Raw genomic sequence first — 21,453 nt, forward strand, 5'->3', positions numbered from 1 at the left:
AGTGAGCGCGCGCTTCCATCGCACCTTCACCGCGAGGTCCGAGCACATCGACGTGATGGGCCACGTCAACAATGCAGTCTGGGTGCAGTGGGTGCAGGATCTTGCGACGGCGCACTGGGAAGCGGCGGCCACGCCGGAGCATGTGCGCGACTACGTCTGGGTGGTGACGCGGCACGAGATCGACTATCGCGGCAACGTCTCCGAAGGCGAGAGTGTGGCCGCCGAGACCTGGATCGACGGCGAGCCGCGCGGTGCGACCTCGGTGCGTCGGGTCGAGTTCCGCGACGCAGCCGGCAAGATCATCGTCGCAGCGGCAACGACCTGGGCGATGCTCGACCGGCAAAGCGGACGCCTGGCACGCGTGCGGCGGGAAATCGTGGCGCCGTTCCTGGACACCTAGGGCAACTCGCCCGCCGCGCCCGGAGCGAAGGCCGCGTCGAGGAGGTCCGCTATGCGCAGGCCCGCCTGAGTCACGCGGCGCTCGACCACCGGGACGGCGGCGACGATATCCTCTTGCGTCAGGGCGGTTTCAAGCGGCAGGTCGCCCTCGCAGGGGTCGCGGTCGAAGGCGTTGGGATAGACGAAGTCGCGCGCGATCTGCCAGCTTTCGCGGCCCCATTCGGCGGGATCGCCGCCGGCAAGCGCCGCCTTCTCCTCTCGCGAATATCGCCGCACCAGCGGCGGCTCGGCCGCAGTGATCGCGCGCTCGGCAAGCGCCGTGTCCCAGATCGAATGAAGGTTGCGGTCGGGCACGATGCCGTAATCGGTCACCCGGTCGTTGCCGCCGCGGTCGTCCTTGTCGCCCGAATGGAGCGGCATGTGCACGTCGCCGGCGAAGTGGACCATGAAGGCAAGCGCCTCCAGCCGCACGTTCGCCGGCAGGCTCTCATCGGACAGGATGCGGAAGTTACGCTCGATCTGCGCGGTCACGCAGTTGTCGCCCGCGCAGTGCTTTTTGGCGTCGTAGGCCTCGCAAACCGGCGCGGTGCGGTAGTGCCAGGCGAAGGTATAGGCCCAGCGCCAGTAGGTGCCGCGAAGACAGTCCGGCCATGTCGCGGCATCGGCGAGATCGCCCATGCGGCATTCGGGCGTGCCGAGTTCCTTCTCGTGCGCGATCAGCCGCGCGATGGCGGCGCGGGTTTCCGGCGTGACATTGGCAAGCGCGATTCTCGCGGTCGTCTGGTGGCCGTAGTAACCCCAGGCATTGGCTGATGCGGGAAGCAGCGACGCAAGCAGCAGCGCCAGCGCGCCGATCAGGTGCGCGGCGCGGTTTCGTACTGCTCGATGACCCATCGTTCTTCTTCCGCGCCTTCGATCCAGGCCTGCATCCATTCGTGTTCCCACACTGCTTCCATGTAGGCCTGCGCGAAACCGGGCACCGCGACGCCGTAGGTGACGAAACGGCTCACGACGGGCGCGTAGAACACGTCCGCCGCGCCGAAGGTGCCGAACAGGAACGGGCCGCCCTTGCCGAAGCGCGCCCGCGCCTCGGCCCAGAGCTGGAGGATGCGCACGATGTTCGCCTTCGCATCGTCGGAGATCCGCACGCCCTCGAACCGCTTGCGCACGTTCATCGGGCACTCGCTGCGCAGCGCCTGGTAGGAACTGTGCATCTCGGCGACCATCGACAGGGCCATGCCGCGCGCGGTGTCGTCCTTGGGCCAGAACCGCTCGCGCCCGACTTTGTCGGCAAGGTATTCGAGGATGGCGAAGCTGTCCCAGATCACGGTCTCGCCGTCCCACAGCACGGGAACTTTGCCCGACGGCATGATCTCGCCCGATTCGCGCCGGACCGAGGCCCATTCCTCGCCGCCGATGTTGACGATCAGCTCCTCGAACGAGAGGCCCGACTGCTTGAGCGCGAGCCAGGCGCGCAGGCTCCAGCTCGAATAGTTCTTGTTGCCGATAATCAGCTTCATCGCATGCCCACCGCTTGTGCCGTGCCGGCCCTAAGGGGTCCCCCGGGGCCTGTCGAGGTTATACCCGCGCGTCCTCCAGCACCGCCACGCGCAGTTCGGCGATGCCCATGCCCTTCTCGGAACTGGTGACGTGGAGCGTGGGGTGCGCCGCGGGATGCTTGCGTGCCTCGGCCGCGGTCGCGTCGCGTACCGCAGCAAGCTCGCTCGCCTTGATCTTGTCCGCCTTGGTGAGAACCAGGCGGTAGCCGACGGCAGTCTCGTCGAGCATCTTCATCATCTCGCGGTCGACGTCCTTCAGCCCGTGCCGCGAATCGATCAGCACCAGCGTACGGTGGAGAACGTCACGGCCCTTGAGGTACGTCCGCACGAGCTGCCGCCAGCGCTCGACCACTTTCACCGGCGCCTTGGCGAAGCCGTAGCCCGGCATGTCGACCAGGCGAAACAGCGTCGGATCGCCGACCTCGAAGAAGTTCAGCTCCTGCGTCCGGCCCGGCGTGACCGACGTGCGCGCGATCGCTCTGCGCCCGGTGAGCGCATTGAGCAGCGAGCTCTTGCCGACGTTGCTGCGGCCACAGAACGCGATTTCCGGCACCGTCGGCTCGGGCAGGAACTTGAGCTGCGGCGCGGACAGCAGGAACTCGACCCTGCCCGAAAACAGCTTCGCCGCGCGTTCCTCCAGCTCCGAGGTGTCGGAAGGCTCGCTCACGCTTTGCCCTTCTGCTCGCCCTCGGCCGCCGTCTGGCGGTCGACCTTGTCCTTCTCCGCCTGCGCCTTGAGCTGCGGGTTCCTCGAGTAGAGGTAGCTCTGCTGCGCCAGCGTCAGCACGTTGTTGGTGATCCAGTAGAGCAGCAGGCCGGCCGCGAAAGGCGCCATGACGAACATCAGCACCCAGGGCATGATGTTGAAGATCTGCTGCTGCATCGGGTCCATGGAGCTCGGGTTGAGCTTGAAGGTCAGCCACATGGTCACGCCCAGCAGCACCGCCAGAGGGCCAATCGCGATCAGGCTCGGCACCTCGAACGGCAGCATACCGAAGAGATTGAGGATATGCGCCGGATCGGGCGCGGAAAGATCCTCGATCCACAGCGCGAACGGCTTGTGGCGCATCTCGATCGACAGCATCAGGACCTTGTAGAGCCCGAAGAAGATCGGGATCTGAAGCAGCAGAGGAAGGCATCCGGCGAGCGGATTGACGCCTTCGTCCTTGTACAGCTTCATGATCTCCTGCTGCTGCTTCTGCTTGTCGTCCTTGTGGCGCTCCTGGATCGCCTTCATCTTAGGCTGGACGGCCTTCATCGCCGCCATGCTGGCGAACTGCTTCTGCGCGATCGGGAACATCAGCAGGCGCACGACCACGGTGAGCAGGATGATCGCCACGCCGAAGTTGCCGGCCAGATCGTAGAGGTGCTTGAGCAGCCACAGGATCGGCTTCTCGATCACGCCGAACCAGCCCCAGTCGATCGCATTGTCGAAGCCGGGGACGCCCGCTGTTTCGTAGGCGTCGAGCACCTCGTTGTCCTTGGCGCCGACGAACAGCCGCGTGGTCCGCGTGACCTGGCGGCCTGGCGCCACGGTGACGGGTTGATAGACCAGCGAGGCGCGATAGTACTGCTGCCCCAGCGGGCGGAATTCGGCTTGCGGCGTACTGCCCGCCTCGGGCGCGAGCGCCGAAAGCCAGTAGATGTCGGTAAAGCCGATCCAGCCGGCGCGGCCTTCCGGCGCCACCGTGCCGTCTTCGTCGAGCTCGTCGTAGTCGGGCCCGAACCGCACGCCGTCGCCGAAATAGCCGATCGGGCCGGAATGGAGCGTCCAGGTGCTCTGGCTGGCGGTGCGGCTGGTGCGGTTGAGCAGTGCGAAGGGCCGCACGACGACGGGGCCCTGGCCGGTGTTGGCGACGGCCTGCTCGGCCGTGATCATGTAGTGCTCGTCGACCGTCAGATGGATCGTGAAGAGCTGGCCTTCGCCGTTGTTCCACCGCATGGTCACCGGGCTTTCGGGCGACAGCGGGCCGCCTTCGACCTGCCAGACGGTCTCGGCGTCGGGGGCCGCGACGCCCTCGCCTACCCAGCCGAACTGCGCGAAGTGCTGCGCCGGGGTGCCCTGCGGCGAGAACAGGCGCACCGGGCCGCTATCGTCCGCCATCGATTCGCTGTGGCTCTTGAGCGTGACGTCATCGACCCGCGCGCCGACAGGGTTGATCGATCCGCCGATCTCGGGCCCGTCGATCGCGACACGCCCCGGTGCGGTTAGCGAGATGGCGAGGTCGGCCTTCTCCTGCGCGATCGCCATCGGGTCGGTCAGCCCGCCTTCGCGCGTATGTTGCGCCTCGACGACTTCGGTCGGGGTATCGACCTTGCCTTCGACCGCGGCGCTCTCGGGCTGCGGGTAGAGCCAGCTCATCCCGGCATCCCAGCCGAGAATCAGCAGGCCGCTCAGCAGGACGGCGAGCAGGAGATTGCGCTGGTTTTGCAAGGCTTCGATCCCGTATTCTGACGTGGTCGGTGTATTATATAGGCACTACGGCACCGGATCATAGCCGTGCCCGCCCCATGGGTGGCAGCGCATTATACGCTTAGCCGCCATCCATCCACCCTTGATTGCCCCGTATTTGCCGAGCGCCTCGATCGCGTATTCGGAACAGCTCGGGGCATAGCGGCAGGTCGGCGGCAGCACCCGCGAGGGGCCGAGCTGCCAGGCACGCGCGATGAGGATCAGGACCCGCTTCACTTCGCGCGGCCCCGGCGGCGGCGGGGCGCATCGCCCTTGCCTTCGGCAGCGCGGTGCAGCGCTTCGACCAATTCGGCCTGCATCCGGGCGAAATCGCGCTCGATCCCGCCTTCGCGGCCGATCAGCACGTGATCGTGATCGGGCAGCCCCCCTTCGGGCAGCGCGATGCGCAGCAGCTCGCGGAACCGGCGCTTCATCCGGTTGCGCACCACCGCGTTGCCGATCTTCTTTGTCACCGTGACCCCGAACCGCTTGCCCCGCCCGCCGTTCGGATGCGCGAGCAGCACGAACCCCGGCCGCGCCACACGCAGCCCCCGATTCGCCGCAAGGAAATCGGCCCGCTTGCGGATCGTCCCGATGGTCATCGCGGAAAAGGTAGGATCAAATGCAGGCAATGGTAAGCACGCACGAAACGGGCTCCCCATGGGAGCCCGCAAGGCCGACCGGCCGCCCGCTGCGCCACAAGGCGCGAGGAAAACGCGCGTCCGGCTGGACGCGCGGAAAGAAAATCAGGCGCAGAGCGTCTTGCGGCCGCGACGGCGGCGGGCGCGCAGCACCTTGCGGCCGCCCGGGCTCGCCTTGCGCGCGAAAAAGCCATGACGGCGGGCGCGGACCAGATTGCTCGGCTGAAAAGTGCGCTTCATGATAACCTCTAGGTGAAATAAAAAGGGCCGCCCCTCCGCTTGAGCCGAAGGGAGGCGACCGCCTGTATGGCCGCGCGGTTAGGGCAGCATGGGCGGCAAGTCAAGATAGGCGATGCGCGGATGGGGCCGCGAGACACCCGTACCGACCCACCGGCGCATCTCCGCCGCGTCGAGCCATTTGGCCGCGGCGAAGGGCGCCGAATTGGTCATTGCATAGAACGCCCGCGCCTGCGCCTCGTCCATGTCCATTTCGCTGTAATAGGCAAGATAGGGCTGATGAATGGCGGCGCCCGGCGCGAAATCGGCGGCTTCGCGCCCATCCTCGTCGATCCAAGAGTGGACCGCGAACTCGGCCCCCTCCTCTATATGGCGCGCGGTGCCGGCGAGGAACAGCTCGACCGCGCCCGAGCGGACCGAGCCCCCGCGCGGAACGCGCGTCGCCAGGCCGGCGGCACGAATCAGGCGCCCGAGCTCCAGATTGGCGCGGTCGTCCTCGGTTCCCGGGCACTCGACCATCTCGAGCGCGGCCAGCGCGGGATAATCGCGCAGCATGGCGGCGAACTGCGCGGGCGTCGCCGAATCGGTCACGCCCACCAGCGCCGCGCGGCCGCTGTCGAGGACGCGGAACGGGCCATAGCGGGCGATCGCCTGCCGCTCGGCCAGGGCCCACGCCGGGACGAACCGCGTCGAACCGGTCTCGGCCGCGACTGCGGCGGCGGGCTCACGCGCGTGCGCCGGCACGGCTAGCGCGGCGAGGAAGCACACAAGGGCAAGAAGCGCCTTTCGCATTCTGCCGGTATGCGGCGGACGGCGTTGCGCAAATCGGAAGCGATATGCTTGCCGCGCGATTCACCTTGTTCGCTCCATCTCCGATCATTCCCTCCCCGCCGTCTCGACAGCTGGGTCCGTTCACGCCACAACGCCCCCGGGGGAACAGGGGGATTTGCGTGGTCGCACTGGTGAGGACGGTGGCCTATCTCGGGCTGGAGGCGCGCGCGGTGGAGGTGCAGTGCTCGATCGCGCCGGGCCTGCCGAAGTTCAACATCGTCGGCCTCGCGGACAAGGCGGTGGGAGAAAGCAAGGAACGCGTACGCGCGGCGCTCTCGGCCATGGGTCTGGCGCTGCCGCCGAAGCGGATCACGATCAACCTCTCACCCGCCGACCTCCCCAAGGAGGGATCGCACTACGACCTCCCCATCGCGCTCGCGCTGCTGGCGGTCATGGGGGTCGCCGATGCCGAGCACCTGACCGATTTCGTCGCGGTGGGGGAACTGGCGCTAGACGGGCGCGTGGTCCCCTCGCCCGGGGTGCTGCTCGCCGCGCTTCACGCCAGCGAGGAAGAGGCGGGGCTGATCTGCCCCGCCGCGCAAGGTTCCGAGGCGCGCTGGGCGAGCGAGGTCCCGGTGATCGCCGCGCCTGACCTCATCAGCCTGCTCAATCACCTCAAAGGCACACAGCGGCTACCTAACCCACCCCAAGGCGAGGTCGAGCAGGCGCCGCACGGGCCCGATCTGAAGCAGGTGAAGGGCCAGGAAACCGCCAAGCGCGCGCTCGAGATCGCAGCCGCGGGCGGACACAATCTGCTGATGATCGGCCCGCCGGGCGCGGGCAAGAGCCTGCTCGCCTCGTGCCTTCCCGGCGTGCTGCCGGAGCTCACTTCGGCCGAGGCGCTCGAGGTGTCGATGGTGCAGTCGGTCGCCGGCACGCTGGACGGCGGGCGGATCAGCCGGACGCGTCCGTTCCGCGCGCCGCACCATTCGGCGTCGATGGCCGCGCTCACCGGCGGCGGGCTGAAGGTCAAGCCGGGCGAGGTCAGCCTGGCGCATCTGGGCGTGCTGTTCCTCGACGAGCTGCCGGAATTCCAGCGCGCGGTGCTCGATTCGCTGCGTCAGCCGGTCGAAACCGGCAAAGTCGACGTCGCCCGCGCCAATGCGCACGTGACGTTCCCCGCACGCGTGCAGCTGGTCGCGGCGATGAACCCGTGCCGCTGCGGCCACCTCGGCGATCCGGCGCTCGCCTGCAGCCGCGCGCCGCGCTGCGCGGCGGACTATCAGTCGAAAGTCTCAGGCCCCATGCTCGACCGGATCGACCTCCACGTCGAGGTCGATCCCGTCAGCGCCGCCGACCTCGCGCTCCCGCCGCCGTCCGAAGGCTCGGCCGAAGTCGCAGCCCGCGTCGCCCGCGCCCGCGCCATCCAGACTGCGCGGGCGAAGGAGACCGGCGCGCGCACCAATGCCGAGCTCGATGGCGAACCCCTCGAACGCTTCGCCACGCCGGACGAGGCCGGACGCAAGCTGCTGATGCAGGCCGCCGAGGCAATGCGGCTATCGGCGCGCGGCTACACCCGAATGCTGCGGGTGGCGCGAACGATCGCGGACTTGTCGGGTGCCGAACAGATCGGCCGTATCCATATCGCCGAAGCGCTCAGCTATCGGCGTCAGCCTCCGCGGGCCTGAGGTCTGCTGTTGACGGTTTTGTGGGGGCCGGCCTTCGGCGGCAGCGTTCAAGCTCGCTCCGCAGCGTCTCGACCAGTCGAGCGGCCGGCATTGCGCGGGTCAACGGCGCGCCCTGTCCGGCCCATTGTGCACCGAAGCCATGCTCGCCCTGCACCTTGGCCGCCGCATGAAGCGCCTTTCCGGCATCATAAGCGATCGGGTAGTCGGGCAGCATGTGTCCAGCGACTTGATCGCCAAGTGCCGTGAAACGGTTGGCCAGCGCTCGCGCGGGTCGGCCGGAGATGAGCGACGTGAGCGTCGTGTGATACGCCCCCGGCCCGGTCAGCGCGGTGCGATAGGCGTCGTCCGCGGCAGACTCCGGGCATGCGACGAAGGCGGTGCCGAGCTGCGCGGCGACCGCGCCGAGATCGAGCGCGGCAGCGATGCCGGTGCCATCCATGATGCCGCCGGATGCGACAATGGGCAGCCTCGTCTCTCGGACCAGCAAGCGGGTCAGGGCGAGGGTGCCGAGTCCATCATCGGGCGCGGCGGGGTCGAACACGCCGCGGTGGCCACCCGCCTCGATCCCTTGGGCGACAACCGCATCGATGCCCGCCGCCTCAATCGCCGCTGCTTCCTCAAGGCTCGTGGCGGTAGCCATCAGGTAGATGCCGCGTGCGCGCAGCGCCAACAGCACATCGGCGGGCGGCAATCCGAAGTGAAAGCTGACGACGGGCGGCGCCAGTTCCAGCAGCATCGCCAGCATGTCGGGATCGTCGGCAAAGCTCCTGTAGATCATGCGGAGCGTTGCTGGAGGCTCCGCTCCGAACTCGGCGAACAGTGGAGCGAGCCATTCGAGCCACGCTGCCTCTCGCTCCGGATCGGCCTTGGGAGTACCATGCACGAACAGATTGACGTTGAAGGCGCGGTTCGTGCGGCCACGCACCTCTTCGATCATCGCTCGAGCACCGGCCGCGTCAGTCGCGCCTATTCCTATCGAACCCAGCCCGCCAGCGTCGCAGACCGAAGCCGCCAGAAGCGAGGTCGAAACGCCGGCCATGGGTGCCTGGATCAAAGGCACCGTAAGGTGAAGCCGATCGATTAGAGACATGAGCACGCAGTGTTCCGCAGTGGACGGTCGTCGCTTTATGGGCACCTCAGCGCGCGAAGTGAACCTCGAGCGTTCGCCCTCCTGCCAACGCTATTCCGCCGCCTGTGCGCGGCCGTCGTAAGCCACGTCCCCTCGCCCCAGCGGTTCGCCCCGCTTGGCGCGGGTACCATCTTCGCGCTGGCCGACGCGGTCGGGTTTGACCAGGCGGAGGTCCTGTGGGCCGAGGATGCGCCCGTCGTGGGAGAGTATCGAGGTCGGGCCGATCGGGAGCCGGTCGAAAGCGTCGACCAGGATCGGGTCCTCGACCACTTCGGAGCCGTACTTCTGCCCCCACTGGCGCAGGGCGACCATTGCGGGGAGGAGATCGTAGCCCTTCTCGGTCAGGCGGTATTCGATTCGCCTGCGGTCGTCGGGGCAGGGCTGGCGGTCAAGAATGCCATGCTCGACCAGCTTGGCGAGGCGGTTGGAGAGGATGTTGCGTGCGATGCCGAGTTCGCTAAGGAACTCCTCGAAATGATGCAGGCCGTTGAAGCTGGCACGCAGGATCATGAAGCTCCAGCGCTCGCCCATTACTTCCAGCGCCTCGGGCAAGCCGCAAGAGGTCAGTTCGCGTAGCGGTTCTCTGAGGTCGCCCATCGCATCATTCTCCCGGCGCCTTGTGTAACCCGAAGGGGCGCCGTCACAAAATTGAAACTAAGTTTTCTCTTGCAACCTAATTTGCGATTCGTTAGGTAGCGAATCGCAACTAGTTGCTAATCGAAACTCAATCGGTTTGAAAGCCCCTCGCGCAAAGGACAAGATCGATGAATCTCTCCTCTCCCCTTTTCCGCAACATCGGCACCGCCTCCCTGGCGCTCGTCTGCAGCGCGCTGGCTCTCGGCGCCGCCGTCACCCCGGTGCCCGCCCAGGCGAACAGCGCCGCCTTCTATACTGCCGAGCTCGCAGCCCCCGCGGCCAAGCAGACCAACATCATCAGCGGCGTCGCCTGGCAGTGCGAAGGCACCAACTGCGCCGCGGCCAAGAGCAACTCGCGCGCCCTCGTCGTATGCCAGCGCGTGGCGCGCGAACTCGGCGAAGTGACCGGCTTCACCGCCAAGGGCGAAGCGCTCGACGCCGAAGCGCTCGCCCGGTGCAACGACTGATTCTCCACCCCGTCCTCTCCATCACAGGGTGGTAACTGCAGGGCCCCTGGCACGCGCCGGGGGCCCTTTTTCAGATCAGGCCCCGCGCCGCAAGGTCGCGCTCGAGCTTTCCGGCATCGGTGAAGTGGTGGACCTGCCAGCCGAGCACCGCGGCCGCATCCACGTTCGCGCGGTTGTCGTCGATGAACAGCATGCGTTCCGGGGCATGGCCGAACCGCTCGGCCGCGAGCGCGAAAATCGCGGCATCGGGCTTGGCGATCCGCTCGTCGCCTGAGACGATGATGTCGGCGAACCGGTCGAGCAGGGACTCGGTCCGGCGAAACTGCGCCCAGAACTCAGCGCCGAAATTGGTGATCGCGAACAGCGGCACGCCGCGCGCGGCCAGCCGCTCGACCAGAGCATCGGTGCCGGGAACCCGGCCGGGAATGGTTTCGAGGAAGCGCGTGGCATAGGCATCGAGCAGTGCTGCGTGCTCGGGGAACTCGGCCTTCCGCTCGGGCACCATTTCCGCCAGCGGACGCCCGCCGTCATGCTGAAAGTGCCATTCCTGTGTTACGACGTTGGCGAGGAACCAGTCGAGCTCTTCCGCATCCTCGATCAGCTTTGCGAACAGCGCGCGCAGATCCCACTCGATCAGCACGCGTCCGACGTCAAACACGACGGCGTCGACCCGATTCGCCTGCCTATCAGGCATGCAAAAAGCCCCCGCTTTCGCGGAGGCCTCTCGCTCCGTCGCGGCCGCGAACGAATCGCGGCGCGGCCGACATCAGCCCTGGCGAGCCTTGAAGCGGCGGTTGGTCTTGTTGATCACGTAGGTGCGCCCGCGGCGGCGAATGACGCGGCAATCGCGGTGGCGGTCCTTGAGCGACTTGAGGCTGTTGCGGATCTTCATTGGTCTTTCCCGGGAAATGAAATCGGCACCGGAGATCATCCCCCGATGCCGGAAAATCAAGCCGCGCGCCTAAGGGCGGCAGGCGGCAAAGTCAAGCGCGCTCAGGCCGCGGGCATGACGCGCAGAGGCGCGGCATCGCGGGTTTCGCGGTGTACTTCGTCGAGCATACGCTCCCACTGCAGCGCGTGGAATACGATCTGTTCGAGATCGGCATATTTCGGCTCCCACGCCAGTGTGGCGCGGATCAGCGACGGGTCGGAGACCAGCGCGCCCGGATCGCCCGCGCGACGGGGCCCGAAGCGCCGCTCGATCGTGCCGCCGGTGACCCGGTCGACCGCGTCGAGCACCTCGAGCACCGAGAAGCCGCGGCCGTAGCCGCAGTTCATCGCCAGCGAACGCGTGGGCTGCGCTATCAGCGCCTCCAGCGCCAGCACGTGCGCCGCGGCGAGATCGCTGACGTGGATGTAGTCGCGCACGCCGGTACCGTCGGCCGTGGCGTAGTCGGTGCCGAACACGTCGACATGGCTGCGCTTGCCGGTTGCGGCCTCGCAGGCGACCTTGAGCAGGTGCGTCGCGCCGGCGGTCGACTGGCCGGCGCGCGCCTGCGGATCGGCGCCGGCGACGTTGAAATAGCGCAGCGCGCAGTAGTTGATCGGATGCGCGGCGGCTACGTCGGCCAGCATGCGCTCCGTCATCAGCTTCGACCAGCCGTAGGGGTTGATCGGGTTCTGCGGCGTAGTCTCGGTGACCGGCGAGACGTCGGGCATGCCGTAGGTCGCCGCGGTGCTGGAGAAGATCATGTGCGGCACGCCCGCCGCGACCGCCGCGGCGATCAGCGCGCGGCTCCTGGCGGTGTTGTTGTCGTAGTACTTGAGCGGATCGGTGACCGATTCGGGCACCACGACCGAGCCGGCGAAGTGCATTACGGCCCGGGTCCCTTGCTCCGTGAATATGCGCGCCAGCAGGGCACTGTCGGCCACGTCGCCGCGGTAGAACGGCACCGATGGGGGCACGGCGAAGCGGAAGCCGGTCGAAAGATCGTCGATCACCGCGACCGGCCAGCCGGCATCGAGCAAAGCGAGCACCGCGTGGCTGCCGATATAGCCGGCGCCGCCGGTCACCAGGACGGGGGGCTTGGATTCCATCGAACCGTGCTAGGCCACCCACGGTAAACGAACCGTTTGCTTCTGCCGCGCGCCGGGCACAGATAAGCGCATCCGCGCGTTGATGGCGCGACCGATGAAGGAGCCGCCGATGAGAACCCTTCCCACCGCGATCGCCGCTGCTGCCGCGCTGGCGACGCTTTCCGCATGCGCCACCCCGGCTGTCACCAGCCCGGTAGAAGTGACCCGCTTTCTCGACCCCGCCGCGCAGGCGCAGCTCGGCCAGGGCACCGTCTTCGTCGAGAGCGCACCCGGAGCCGAGAGCGATTCGCTGGCGCTCGCACCCTACAAGCAGGCGATCGCTCGCGAGCTGGAAGAGCTCGGCTACCGCGAGGCCTCGCGCGCAGCGGCGACGCAGATAGCGCAAGTGCGCGTCGAGCGCTTCGTATCGGGCCGCGGCGGGCGCGAGCGCTCCCCCGTCAATGTCGGCGTGGGCGGCTCGACCGGGAGCTACGGCTCTGGCGTTGGTCTCGGCGTCGGCATCAATCTGGGCGGAGGTGGTCCGCGGGAGATGCTCGACACGCGGATCGGCGTGATGATAAAAGACAAGGAAAGCGGCGCGACACTTTGGGAAGGCCGCGCGCAATTTTCGGTCAGCGACAATTCGCCATATGCCGATACCACTGCCAACGCCTCGGCAATCGCCGACGCGCTGTTTCGTGGCTTCCCGGGCAACAACGGCGAAACGATAGAAGTAAGGGTTAGCGAGTGAACGATATCCGGATCGACAGCAATTTCGACAGCGGCAACATCGAGGTGCTGTCGGTCAGCGGCGCCGAGGCTACCCTGGCGATCCGCCAGGACCACATGTCCGAGTTCAAGCAGTGGTTCCACTTCCGCGCCAGCGGGGCGGCGGGGCGCGAGCTGGTGTTGAAGATCACCGGGCTCGAAGGCTCGGCCTATCCGCTCGGTTGGCCTGACTACAACTGCCGGGTAAGCGAGGACCGCGACTACTGGGCGGCCGCTTCGACCAGCTATGACAAGCAGGCCGATGGCGGCACGCTGACCGTGCGCTATGCGCCGGCGAGCGACATTGCCTGGTTCGCCTATTTCGCGCCCTATTCGATGGAGCGGCACCACGATCTCGTCGCCGAATGTGCGGTGAGCGACGGCGTTTCCTACCGGTGCCTCGGCAGCAGCCTCGACGGGCAGCCAATCGACTGCCTCGAATTGGGCGAAGGCGACAAGCAGGTCTGGCTCTATGCCCGTCAGCACCCCGGCGAGACCCAGGCCGAATGGTGGATGGAAGGCGCGCTCGAACGCCTGACCGATCCCGCCGACCCGATCGCCCGCGCGCTGCGCGCCCGCTGCCGATTCCACGTGGTGCCCAACTGCAATCCCGACGGCTCGCGCCGCGGCCATCTGCGAACCAACGCGCAGGGAGTAAACCTCAACCGCGAGTGGGCCAATCCGACCGCGGAAAACTCGCCCGAAGTGCTCGCCATCCGCAATGCTATGGACGAAACCGGGGTCGACTTCGCGATCGACGTCCACGGGGACGAGGCGATCCCGGCAGTATTCGTCGCCGGCTACGAGGGCATTCCCGGCCTGACCGACGAGCACCTCGCCGGCTTCACCCGCTACCGCACGATCCTCGAGCGCCGCACGCCCGATTTCCAGACCGAGAAGGGCTATACCGTCTCCCGCCCGGGCGAGGCGAACATGAGCATGAGCACCACCCAGGTCGCACACCGCTTCGGCTGCACCGCGATGACGCTGGAGATGCCGTACAAGGACAACGACGACCTGCCCGATCCGGACCAGAACTGGTCGCCCGAGCGGTGCAAGCAACTGGGCCGCGACTGCCTGGGTGCCCTGCTGGAGTGGCTCGAGGGTGCCGACTGACCGAAAAAGCGGCCGCGATCCGTCGCATCGCGCACTCGTGCCGTCCGCCGGTTCATGCCCGGGCAAGATGCGCGGGCTGAACCGGCAGCGTGCATTTCAACGCACGCGAAAGGACGAGCAATGAAAAGAGTTTTCGCCCTGGCCGCCCTCGGGGCCGGCTTCGCCGCCGCCCCCGCAATGGCGCAGGACAATACCGCTCCCGGCGGCCTCTATGTCGGCGCCATTGCCGGCTACGAGGGGATCGACGTCGAAGCGGCCGATGGTTCGGTCAGCGCCGGCGCGGATTCCGCGGTCTACGGGATCACGGCGGGTTACGACCTCAGCCTCGGCAGCGCCTTCGTCGGGGTCGAGGGCGAGCTTTCGACCAGCGGCGGTTCGACGACCTTCCCCGACAGCTTCTCGGGTGCGCGCGACGGGCTGGATGCCGACGGCCAGTACTACATCGGCGCCCGCGCCGGTGTCGCGCTGACGCCCGGCATCGCGGCCTACGGCAAGATCGGCTACACCTCGCTCGACACGACGGCGTTCACCTCGTCGGGCTCGCTCGACGAGCTCGACGACAATGCCGGCGGCCTGCGCTTCGGCGGCGGCGTCCAGGTGCAGTTGCCCGGACCGTTCGAAGGGCGACTCGAATATCGCCGCTCGCGCTACAAGGACATTGCCGACGGCACCTACGGCGACGCGACGACCGATCAGGCCGTGGCTAGCCTCGGCGTCCGCTTCTGACGCAAACGGGAGGCCGCCCGGCAACGGGCGGCCTCTTCTTTCGAATACTAGCTCAGGCTTGCCGGCCCGAAGGCATCGGGCAGAAGCGCGCTGAGCTTCGTCCGGCGCACGTCATCCGGCCCCGCACACAGCACCTCCGGATCGGTGCCGCCGAGTGCGGCGAGTTCGTTGAGGACCTGCCGGCAGCGCCCGCAAGGCGTGAGCGGCTCGCGGCCCGGCCCGGTCACCGCCACCGCCTCCAACCCCCCGCGCACACCGTTCGCCATCGCCTTCGCCACCGCAACCGTCTCCGCGCAGAGCGCCAGGCCGTAGCTGGCGTTCTCGATATTCGCCCCCGTCACCACGCTGCCGTCGGCAAAGCGCAGCGCGGCGCCCACCCGGAAGCGTGAATAGGGCGCATAGGCCATGTCCGCCGCGGCACGGGCGGCGGCGATGAGATCTTCGTCGGTCGTTGTCATTTCCGAGGTCCTACGGAGAAAACGTCAAGGCTGCACCACCACCCAGCGTAGCGGCGCATCGGCGGCTTCGGTCTGCAGGGAGGTGTTGGCGGTCCACAGCAGCCACGGTCGGCCGGCATATTCAGGCGGGAAGCGGGTGCGGGTGAGCCAGAGGTGCCGTTCGAGCATGCCAGCGAGGTGGTAGCGCTCCTCGAAGCCGGGATCGACCTTGAGGATCACCGCCTTGCCCGCGTGCATCTCGATCTGGTTGATCAGCGTCATCAGCTCGCTCTCGACCGCTGCGTCGCCCACGCGCTCGCTGCAGTCCTGTGCGATGCGCGACAGCTCGATCGCCGGCGGCAGGAGCGCCGGATCGCGCGGCACCATGGTGACGAAGTTGGCCGACTGTCCGTCGGCCATCGTGCAAGGGTCGAATCGGTGGACCGCACCGACCTGCAACCCCGCCGCGCGCGCATCGGCAAGATTGCTCCCGAAGCGCAGGTTCCGCCCTTTGGCGCCATCGCTCGCATCCACGTAGACGAAGCTGGCGCCGAGCGCGCGCAAGGTGCGGAAATTGACTGCGCCGTCGGATGCACCGACCCGCGCGCCCTGATCGGGAAACGCGGTCTCGTCCGGCTGCCAGCGCTGCAGGTCCCACCAGAGCCATGCGCCGCCCGCCAGTGCCGCGAGCAGCAGCAGCCCCAGCGCACGCGTACGCCATCCGATTCGTCTCGCCTTGCGTGCCATTAGCCCCCCGTCACCCCTTGATATGGAGGACGCAGATCAAGGTAAACAGCCGCCGTGCGGTGGGAAAATCGGTTTCGACCTTGCCGTCGAGCCGTTCGAGCAGCAGCTCGGCCGCGTTGTTGTGAATGCCGCGGCGGGCCATGTCGATGGTCTCGATCTCCGCCGGCGTCGCCTTGCGGATAGCCTGATAATAGCTGTCGCAGATCGCGAAATATTCCCGGATCGGCCGCCGGAAACGGGCGAGACCGAGAACGATCGTCTCGACGTGCGCATCCGCCATGTCGCGGATCTCCATCGCGAGCCGTCCCTCCGGCACCGAGAGCGTGAGGCGCCAGGGCCCCTCGTGACCCTTCGCCACGGCGCGCAGCGGTTTGAAGGTATTCTCCTCGATCAGGTCGTAGATCGCGACGCGCCGTTCCTGCTCGACATCGGCGTTGCGCCACAGGATCGTATCCTGATCGAGCGCGATGTGGGCGATGCGCCAGGGGTTGTCGGGAACGGGCATGATCCCCGGCGCTTTCGCAGATGCGAAGGGGCCGGGGCAAGCATCGAATATTGCGACCGCCGAGATGCGGAGGTCGCGGGACATCAGCGTTTCGCGAAAACCCAGCGCCTTTACGAGCTTCATCCCCGCTATCCACAAGCAGCCGCCCTACCGCTGCTCTTGCCATCGCTGCGCACCCCTGCGCACAAGGCCGCCGATGGCCGAACAAGACCTCCTGACCCGCCCCGAATCCGACACCGCGCAAGGCCGCGCGCTGCCTGCAAACATCGAGGCGGAGGCGGCGTTCCTTGGTGCGGTGCTGATCGACAACCGGGTGATCGAGGAGCTCCCCGTCGCGGTCCGGCCCGAGCATTTCTTCGAGCCCGTGCATCAGCGCATCTACGAGCGCGTGCTGACGCTGCTCGACCGCAACGCGGTGGTCACGCCGGTCACGCTCAAGCCCTATTTCGAGGCCGACGAAGCGCTGAAGGAACTGGGCGGGATCACTTATCTCGCGCAGCTTACCGCCGACGGGCAGGGCCTGCTCGCCCCGCGCGAGCTGGCGCAGCAAATCTACGATCTCGCGCTGCTGCGCGAGCTGGTCAGCGTCGGCCGCACGCTCGTCGAAGGGGCGCTCGACACGAGCGAGGACGTCGCCCCGATGGACCGCATCGCGCAGGCCGAGGCCGACCTGTTCCGCGTCGCCGAAGGCGCCTCGAGCACGAGCGAAGCCTCGAGCTTCGGCATGGCGACCAACAAGGCGCTCGGCATGATCGAGCTGGCGATCAACTCCGGCGGCCACATCTCGGGCAAGACGACCGGCTTCACCTCGATCAACGACAAGTGCGGCGGCCTGCACAATTCGGACCTCATCATCCTCGCCGGCCGCCCGGGCATGGGCAAGTCGTCGCTGGCGACCAACATCGCCTTCAACTGCGCCGACCGCCTGCTGCGCGATCGGCGCGACGAGATCGAGGACGGCAAGTCGGTCGGCGCAGGCGTGGCGTTGTTCAGCCTGGAAATGAGCGCGGACCAGCTTGCGACGCGTATTCTCGCCGAACAGGCCGGGATCAGTTCCGAAGCGCTGCGCATGGGCAAGATCAGCCGCGACGAGTTCCAGAAGCTGAGCTTCGCCAGCCAGCGGCTTGCCGAGCTGCCGCTGTTCATCGACGACACTCCCGCGCTGACCATCGCTGCGCTGCGAACCCGCGCGCGGCGGCTGAAGCGCAAGCACGACATCGGCCTGGTGATCGTCGACTACCTGCAGCTCCTGCAAGGCAGCGGACGCGCCAACGACAACCGCGTGAACGAGATTTCGGAGATCAGCCGCGGCCTCAAGACGCTGGCCAAGGAGCTCGACCTGCCGGTGATCGCGCTCTCGCAGCTCAGCCGTGCGGTCGAGCAGCGCGACGACAAGCGCCCGATGCTCTCCGACCTGCGCGAATCGGGCTCGATCGAACAGGACGCGGACATGGTCTGGTTCATCTACCGCGAGGACTACTACGTCGCCTCGCGCGAGCCGAAGCGCCCGGTGGAGAGCGACGATAGCAAGACGCACGAGGCGCACAGCGCCTGGGCGGCGGAAATGGAGCGCGTCTTCGGCCTTGCCGAGCTGATCGTCGCCAAGCAGCGCCACGGTGCGACCGGCAAAGTACGGCTGCGCTTCGAGCCGCGCATCACGCGCTTCTCCGACTTGGCCGAGGAAGACCGGCGCACCGGCGAGTACGACTAAGGCGTCATGGCCCGCATTCGAACAGGCCTTCGATCATCTGCCTGGCCTCGCCCGGTCCGGTGAAGGTCAGCGTCGCGGGGTAAGCCGGCGATTCCATGGCGACCTGAGGCTTCTGCGGCAAGGGATCGTCACCTGTCGTCGCGATCGTCAGCGTCAACCCCTGGCCGCCGAAGCGTGCGCCATCTGCCATCGCGTCGTAGCCGCCCCGGCCCTCCATCTCCAGGCGCTGCACGGAGCCGCCGTATTTCACTGCCGCTATCGCGCCGACATCGTCGAGCACGTTGCCGCGCCCGAAGAAGATCGGGGCCTGCCCGTCCTCGTGGCGGAACGTGCAGACCAGTTCGCCCTCAAGCCGGGCCGAGCGGATGTCCGCCTCGTCCAGTTCTTCCAGCGTCGCGGAACGCTCGGCCGTCGGCGTGGCGGACGGTTCGGCAACGTCCGGCTGGCGAGTCCGTTCACCGGTATCGCCGCAGGCTGCCAGCACGAGTGCCGTGCCGAGGATCGCAATTCGCATTGAGTTCTCCTTCGCCCACCAACGCGCAGGGCAGCGTCGGAGGTCCGTGAGCGCCTATAGCCCGAGATTCAGTCGCCGCGTTACCGTATAATCGATCACCGAGACGAGCAGCCAGCCGATGTTCCAGCGCACGCGGTTCCACAGCGTCGCGCGCTTGCGGTGGAGCGCAGGGGTAATCGCCTCCGACGCCTGTATGTGATGTGAGATGTACTCCCGCATCCGCTCGGCCAGTGCGGCATCGTCGATCTGCAACATCAGTTCGAGGTTGAGGTAGAGACTGCGCATGTCGAAGTTGGCGCTGCCGAGATAGACCACGTCGTCGAGCACGATCAGCTTGGTGTGCAGCTTGCAGGGCTTGAACTCCCAGATCCGCGCCCTCTTGCGCAGCAGGTAGCTGTAGAGGGAGCGCGTCGCACCGACGGTTGCGGGGTTGTCGCTCTTCCCCGCCATCACCAGGCGCGTCTGGCCCTTCGCCGCAATCCGGCCGATCCGCCGCTGCAGCCGCGTCGGCGGGGAGAAATAGGCCATCAGCATATCGAGCCGCTGCCCTTCCAGCAGATCCTCGCTAACACAGCGCGCCCAGGTCGAAAGCCCGTTGGTCGGTCCGCCCACCAGCCAGCGCGCGCCGCCCTCGGCCCAGTCCCAGCTTCTCACCGCGCGGCGAATGGAGCGGAACTTGTGGTCGTCGACGTCGCACCAGCCGCTCAGCCGTGCGAACCAGTCGGTCAGTCCCTTTACCGCGGGTCCTTCTATGCGGATGGCGAGGTCGTTCCAGCCGTCCGCGTCGGGCGGGGCGAAGTAGGAATCCTCGATATTGAAGCCGCCGATCATCCCGCATTCGTCGTCGGCGATGACGATCTTCTGGTGGTTGCGGATCAGATACCGCTGCGTCCAGCGCGGGCTGAAACAATAGACGGTGCCGCCGGCAGCGCGCAGGGGGGCGAGGAATTCGTCGCCCGCCGCCGCGCCGAAGCCGTCGAGGATCAGCGTAACGGCGACGCCGCGTTCGGCGGCTTCGATCAGCGCATCGCGCAAGGCGGTGCCGACCTCGTCCTCGGCATAGATGTAGAAGCACAGCTTGAGCGAGCGCTTCGCCGCGTGGACCATCGCGAACAGCGCGTCGCGCCGGTCCTTGCCGGCCGGGTAGAACGTCAGGTCCTGTCCGCCGGCGCGGATCGAGAAGGGGCTCGGATCGATGAAAGCGGCAGGATCTGTGCTATCGCCCGAGGTCTGCGCGCCCGCCATTGCCCAGCCTTAGGGCGAGCCGCGCCCGGGCGCAAATCCTTGACTTTCGCGCTCCGACCGCCTAGCTCACGCGCTTTCCGAACAACCCATACGCAAGCATCGGAGTGCCACATGGCGCGCGTTACCGTCGAAGATTGTGTCGACAAGATCCCCAACCGTTTCGATCTCGTGCTGCTGTCTGCGCAGCGCGCGCGCGAGATCTCCGGCGGTGCGGAGCTCACCGTCGACCGCGACCGCGACAAGAATCCGGTCGTCGCCCTGCGCGAAATCGCCGAGCAGACGGTGCGGCCGAAGGAACTCAAGGAATCGCTCGTCACCGGTCTGCAGAAGATCCTGCCCGACGACGAGGACGAGGCGGACGAGATCGGCTCGCTCAGCCAGTCGGCCGAGGCGCTGCGCATTACCGCATCCGCCCCGACCCGCTCGACCTCGATCGGCTCCGACTACGAGGGCTGAACCGCCCTTCCGCCACGTTCGAAGGGGCCGCCCGCAAGGGCGGCCTTTTTCGTCCGCGCTCCCGAGCCTGAACCGCCGCAGCGCAAAAAATCGGGAAGTCGCAGTCGTTAGTCGATTGCTGACGGGATTCGACGGATTGCAATGCCGTTGGACGATTATTTCTCGCGCGCAGACGCCGATTTGCCAAGCGCCGCCCCATGAGTTTGCATCGAATCGATGGAGCACCGGTCGGCGAGGAGATCGCGTTTCTCCATCGCATGGACAGTGTCGAAGGCGAAACGATCGTGGTGGCGACCGACCGCTCGCAGCTCGCCAGCGCGAGCTTCCTCGACGGTCGTGAGACCTTCTGGCGCGAGCAGGTCCTGCGCCCGCTCGACTTGCGGCCGAGCGGCGCCGAGAAGGCCGCCCGGTTCGTGTTCCATGTCGGCTTTGCCGGCTCGACACTACTGGCCCGGCTTCTCGACTGGCCCGGCCAGGTCGCCGCGCTCAAGGAACCTCAGTGCCTCGCCGACATCGCCGGGCAGCGCGAGCTGATCGCCGCGGGCAAGGCGATCGCCCCGCTCGGCCCGCTACTGGATTACGCGCTGTCGGAGCTCGGAAAGATCGGCGGCAACGGAATCTCGGTCGTGGTCAAGCCGACCAACTGGGTCAATTCGCTGCTGCCCGAACTCTGTGTACCCGGCCGGATCGAACATGCCGTGTTCGTCTCAATGAAGCGGCGGCGCTATCTCGGTGCGACGTTCCGCGGTGGCAACGAGCGGCTGGCATTCTGCGCCCGCCTCGCCAGCCAGATCGCGCCGGTGGTAGGGGGCGGCAATGCGCTCATGCAATCGGCGATAGAAAGCACGCCCGACCCGTTGGGGCGGATGGCGCGGATCATGGCGCTGCTCCACTGGTTTCAGGAAACACTGTTCGACGAGGCCATTGCGCGCAACGGCTGGCCGGATGCCGTGCGGATCGATTTCGAGAGCATCGTCGCCAATCCCGAACGCGTCGTCCGGCGCGCGCAGGAGCAACTCGGCCTACCGGTGCTGCCGCCCGAGCCGGAACGCGCCGCCATCCTGATGAAGCGTCACACGAAGGACCCGTCCAGCCCGTTCCAGCCGGCGATCCACGCGCGCGCCGATGAATTCATCGAAGAACGCTACGGCGCATGTTTCGACGAGGCGCTGGAATGGCTGGAGGACGCGATCGAGGGGCGGGACTGAGCGCTTCCATCGCCGGTTCTGCGGGG

General features: G+C 67.2%; 27 protein-coding genes. 9 read left to right on the top strand and 18 right to left on the bottom strand.

What is annotated here, in order from left to right; translation table 11 throughout:
* Position 1: 1 nt before the first annotated feature.
* On the top strand, positions 2-400 hold the full coding sequence (locus tag AC3A5N_RS14730) for an acyl-CoA thioesterase (protein WP_487738078.1): 399 nt from the start codon (positions 2-4) through the stop codon (positions 398-400).
* On the opposite strand, the gene AC3A5N_RS14735 is transcribed toward AC3A5N_RS14730, so the two are convergent.
* The 8 genes from AC3A5N_RS14735 to AC3A5N_RS14770 all read right to left on the bottom strand — a co-directional run bounded on the left by AC3A5N_RS14735 (position 397) and on the right by AC3A5N_RS14770 (position 6,079).
* Complete coding sequence (locus tag AC3A5N_RS14735) at positions 397-1,293, bottom strand: S1/P1 nuclease (RefSeq protein ID WP_487738079.1); 897 nt, start codon at positions 1,291-1,293, stop codon at positions 397-399. The two genes, AC3A5N_RS14730 and AC3A5N_RS14735, sit on opposite strands and share 4 nt — an antisense overlap.
* Positions 1,254-1,919, bottom strand: coding sequence for a glutathione S-transferase family protein (locus AC3A5N_RS14740; protein WP_487738080.1), 666 nt, complete (start codon positions 1,917-1,919; stop codon positions 1,254-1,256). Before AC3A5N_RS14740 ends, AC3A5N_RS14735 begins: the two co-directional genes overlap by 40 nt.
* Before the next feature lie 58 nt (positions 1,920-1,977).
* A complete protein-coding gene (gene yihA, locus AC3A5N_RS14745; RefSeq protein ID WP_487738081.1) occupies positions 1,978-2,625 on the bottom strand; it encodes a ribosome biogenesis GTP-binding protein YihA/YsxC in 648 nt (215 codons plus the stop codon).
* Positions 2,622-4,391, bottom strand: a complete 1,770-nt coding sequence (gene yidC, locus AC3A5N_RS14750) for a membrane protein insertase YidC (protein ID WP_487738082.1) — start codon at positions 4,389-4,391, stop codon at positions 2,622-2,624. Before yidC ends, yihA begins: the two co-directional genes overlap by 4 nt.
* A gap of 45 nt (positions 4,392-4,436) precedes the next feature.
* A complete protein-coding gene (gene yidD / locus AC3A5N_RS14755) occupies positions 4,437-4,646 on the bottom strand; it encodes a membrane protein insertion efficiency factor YidD (RefSeq protein WP_487738083.1) in 210 nt (69 codons plus the stop codon).
* On the bottom strand, positions 4,643-5,011 hold the full coding sequence (gene rnpA / locus AC3A5N_RS14760) for a ribonuclease P protein component (protein WP_487738084.1): 369 nt from the start codon (positions 5,009-5,011) through the stop codon (positions 4,643-4,645). The genes yidD and rnpA overlap by 4 nt, the downstream gene beginning before the upstream one ends.
* Before the next feature lie 144 nt (positions 5,012-5,155).
* Entirely contained in the window at positions 5,156-5,290 is a 135-nt protein-coding gene (rpmH, locus tag AC3A5N_RS14765; protein ID WP_487738085.1) for a 50S ribosomal protein L34, read from the bottom strand.
* 78 nt (positions 5,291-5,368) lie between these two features.
* Complete coding sequence (locus tag AC3A5N_RS14770) at positions 5,369-6,079, bottom strand: alpha/beta hydrolase (RefSeq protein WP_487738086.1); 711 nt, start codon at positions 6,077-6,079, stop codon at positions 5,369-5,371.
* A 158-nt stretch (positions 6,080-6,237) separates the two neighbouring features.
* Here AC3A5N_RS14770 and AC3A5N_RS14775 point away from each other — a divergent pair, with 158 nt between their 5' ends.
* Positions 6,238-7,746: a YifB family Mg chelatase-like AAA ATPase gene (locus tag AC3A5N_RS14775; RefSeq protein WP_487738087.1), complete on the top strand. Its 1,509-nt coding sequence runs from the start codon at positions 6,238-6,240 to the stop codon at positions 7,744-7,746.
* On the opposite strand, the gene AC3A5N_RS14780 is transcribed toward AC3A5N_RS14775, so the two are convergent.
* Positions 7,715-8,836 (bottom strand): NAD(P)H-dependent flavin oxidoreductase, encoded by a 1,122-nt coding sequence (locus tag AC3A5N_RS14780; RefSeq protein ID WP_487738088.1) that lies wholly within the window; start codon positions 8,834-8,836, stop codon positions 7,715-7,717. The two genes, AC3A5N_RS14775 and AC3A5N_RS14780, sit on opposite strands and share 32 nt — an antisense overlap.
* Before the next feature lie 90 nt (positions 8,837-8,926).
* Entirely contained in the window at positions 8,927-9,472 is a 546-nt protein-coding gene (locus AC3A5N_RS14785; protein WP_487738089.1) for a winged helix-turn-helix transcriptional regulator, read from the bottom strand.
* A 167-nt stretch (positions 9,473-9,639) separates the two neighbouring features.
* Between AC3A5N_RS14785 and AC3A5N_RS14790 the strand changes: the two genes are divergently transcribed.
* On the top strand, positions 9,640-9,978 hold the full coding sequence (locus AC3A5N_RS14790; protein ID WP_487738090.1) for a CC_3452 family protein: 339 nt from the start codon (positions 9,640-9,642) through the stop codon (positions 9,976-9,978).
* A gap of 70 nt (positions 9,979-10,048) precedes the next feature.
* Here the strand turns inward: AC3A5N_RS14790 and AC3A5N_RS14795 are convergent, their stop codons facing one another.
* The 3 genes from AC3A5N_RS14795 to galE form a co-directional block, all read right to left on the bottom strand.
* On the bottom strand, positions 10,049-10,672 hold the full coding sequence (locus tag AC3A5N_RS14795) for an HAD family hydrolase (protein WP_487738091.1): 624 nt from the start codon (positions 10,670-10,672) through the stop codon (positions 10,049-10,051).
* 72 nt (positions 10,673-10,744) lie between these two features.
* Complete coding sequence (gene ykgO / locus AC3A5N_RS14800; RefSeq protein ID WP_029941846.1) at positions 10,745-10,870, bottom strand: type B 50S ribosomal protein L36; 126 nt, start codon at positions 10,868-10,870, stop codon at positions 10,745-10,747.
* A 101-nt stretch (positions 10,871-10,971) separates the two neighbouring features.
* A complete protein-coding gene (gene galE / locus AC3A5N_RS14805) occupies positions 10,972-12,015 on the bottom strand; it encodes a UDP-glucose 4-epimerase GalE (protein WP_487738092.1) in 1,044 nt (347 codons plus the stop codon).
* Positions 12,016-12,124: 109 nt separating this feature from the next.
* Between galE and AC3A5N_RS14810 the strand changes: the two genes are divergently transcribed.
* The 3 genes from AC3A5N_RS14810 to AC3A5N_RS14820 all read left to right on the top strand — a co-directional run bounded on the left by AC3A5N_RS14810 (position 12,125) and on the right by AC3A5N_RS14820 (position 14,604).
* Positions 12,125-12,745, top strand: coding sequence for a DUF4136 domain-containing protein (locus AC3A5N_RS14810; RefSeq protein WP_487738093.1), 621 nt, complete (start codon positions 12,125-12,127; stop codon positions 12,743-12,745).
* On the top strand, positions 12,742-13,878 hold the full coding sequence (locus tag AC3A5N_RS14815; protein ID WP_487738094.1) for a M14 family metallopeptidase: 1,137 nt from the start codon (positions 12,742-12,744) through the stop codon (positions 13,876-13,878). The genes AC3A5N_RS14810 and AC3A5N_RS14815 overlap by 4 nt, the downstream gene beginning before the upstream one ends.
* 120 nt (positions 13,879-13,998) lie before the next feature.
* Complete coding sequence (locus AC3A5N_RS14820) at positions 13,999-14,604, top strand: outer membrane protein (protein ID WP_487738095.1); 606 nt, start codon at positions 13,999-14,001, stop codon at positions 14,602-14,604.
* A 47-nt stretch (positions 14,605-14,651) separates the two neighbouring features.
* On the opposite strand, the gene AC3A5N_RS14825 is transcribed toward AC3A5N_RS14820, so the two are convergent.
* Genes AC3A5N_RS14825 through AC3A5N_RS14835 form a run of 3 tightly spaced genes read right to left on the bottom strand, consistent with a single transcriptional unit; the run spans position 14,652 to position 16,293 of the window.
* On the bottom strand, positions 14,652-15,062 hold the full coding sequence (locus tag AC3A5N_RS14825) for a cytidine deaminase (protein ID WP_487738096.1): 411 nt from the start codon (positions 15,060-15,062) through the stop codon (positions 14,652-14,654).
* 24 nt (positions 15,063-15,086) lie between these two features.
* Positions 15,087-15,788, bottom strand: coding sequence for a glycoside hydrolase family 25 protein (locus AC3A5N_RS14830; protein ID WP_487738097.1), 702 nt, complete (start codon positions 15,786-15,788; stop codon positions 15,087-15,089).
* Positions 15,789-15,798: 10 nt separating this feature from the next.
* Positions 15,799-16,293, bottom strand: coding sequence for a UPF0262 family protein (locus AC3A5N_RS14835; RefSeq protein ID WP_487738142.1), 495 nt, complete (start codon positions 16,291-16,293; stop codon positions 15,799-15,801).
* Positions 16,294-16,489: 196 nt separating this feature from the next.
* Between AC3A5N_RS14835 and AC3A5N_RS14840 the strand changes: the two genes are divergently transcribed.
* A complete protein-coding gene (locus AC3A5N_RS14840) occupies positions 16,490-18,004 on the top strand; it encodes a replicative DNA helicase (RefSeq protein ID WP_487738098.1) in 1,515 nt (504 codons plus the stop codon).
* 4 nt (positions 18,005-18,008) lie between these two features.
* Here AC3A5N_RS14840 and AC3A5N_RS14845 read toward each other — a convergent pair whose 3' ends face one another.
* Both AC3A5N_RS14845 and AC3A5N_RS14850 read right to left on the bottom strand, forming a co-directional pair.
* Positions 18,009-18,518: a hypothetical protein gene (locus AC3A5N_RS14845; RefSeq protein WP_487738099.1), complete on the bottom strand. Its 510-nt coding sequence runs from the start codon at positions 18,516-18,518 to the stop codon at positions 18,009-18,011.
* A 54-nt stretch (positions 18,519-18,572) separates the two neighbouring features.
* On the bottom strand, positions 18,573-19,763 hold the full coding sequence (locus AC3A5N_RS14850; RefSeq protein ID WP_487738100.1) for a phospholipase D-like domain-containing protein: 1,191 nt from the start codon (positions 19,761-19,763) through the stop codon (positions 18,573-18,575).
* Between the two features lie 111 nt (positions 19,764-19,874).
* Here AC3A5N_RS14850 and rpoZ point away from each other — a divergent pair, with 111 nt between their 5' ends.
* Positions 19,875-20,219 (top strand): DNA-directed RNA polymerase subunit omega, encoded by a 345-nt coding sequence (rpoZ, locus tag AC3A5N_RS14855; protein ID WP_129524787.1) that lies wholly within the window; start codon positions 19,875-19,877, stop codon positions 20,217-20,219.
* Between the two features lie 197 nt (positions 20,220-20,416).
* Positions 20,417-21,427, top strand: a complete 1,011-nt coding sequence (locus AC3A5N_RS14860) for a hypothetical protein (protein ID WP_487738101.1) — start codon at positions 20,417-20,419, stop codon at positions 21,425-21,427.
* The last annotated feature ends 26 nt before the right edge of the window (positions 21,428-21,453 follow it).

The organism is Pelagerythrobacter sp. Soil_C_18 (genome assembly GCF_057657235.1).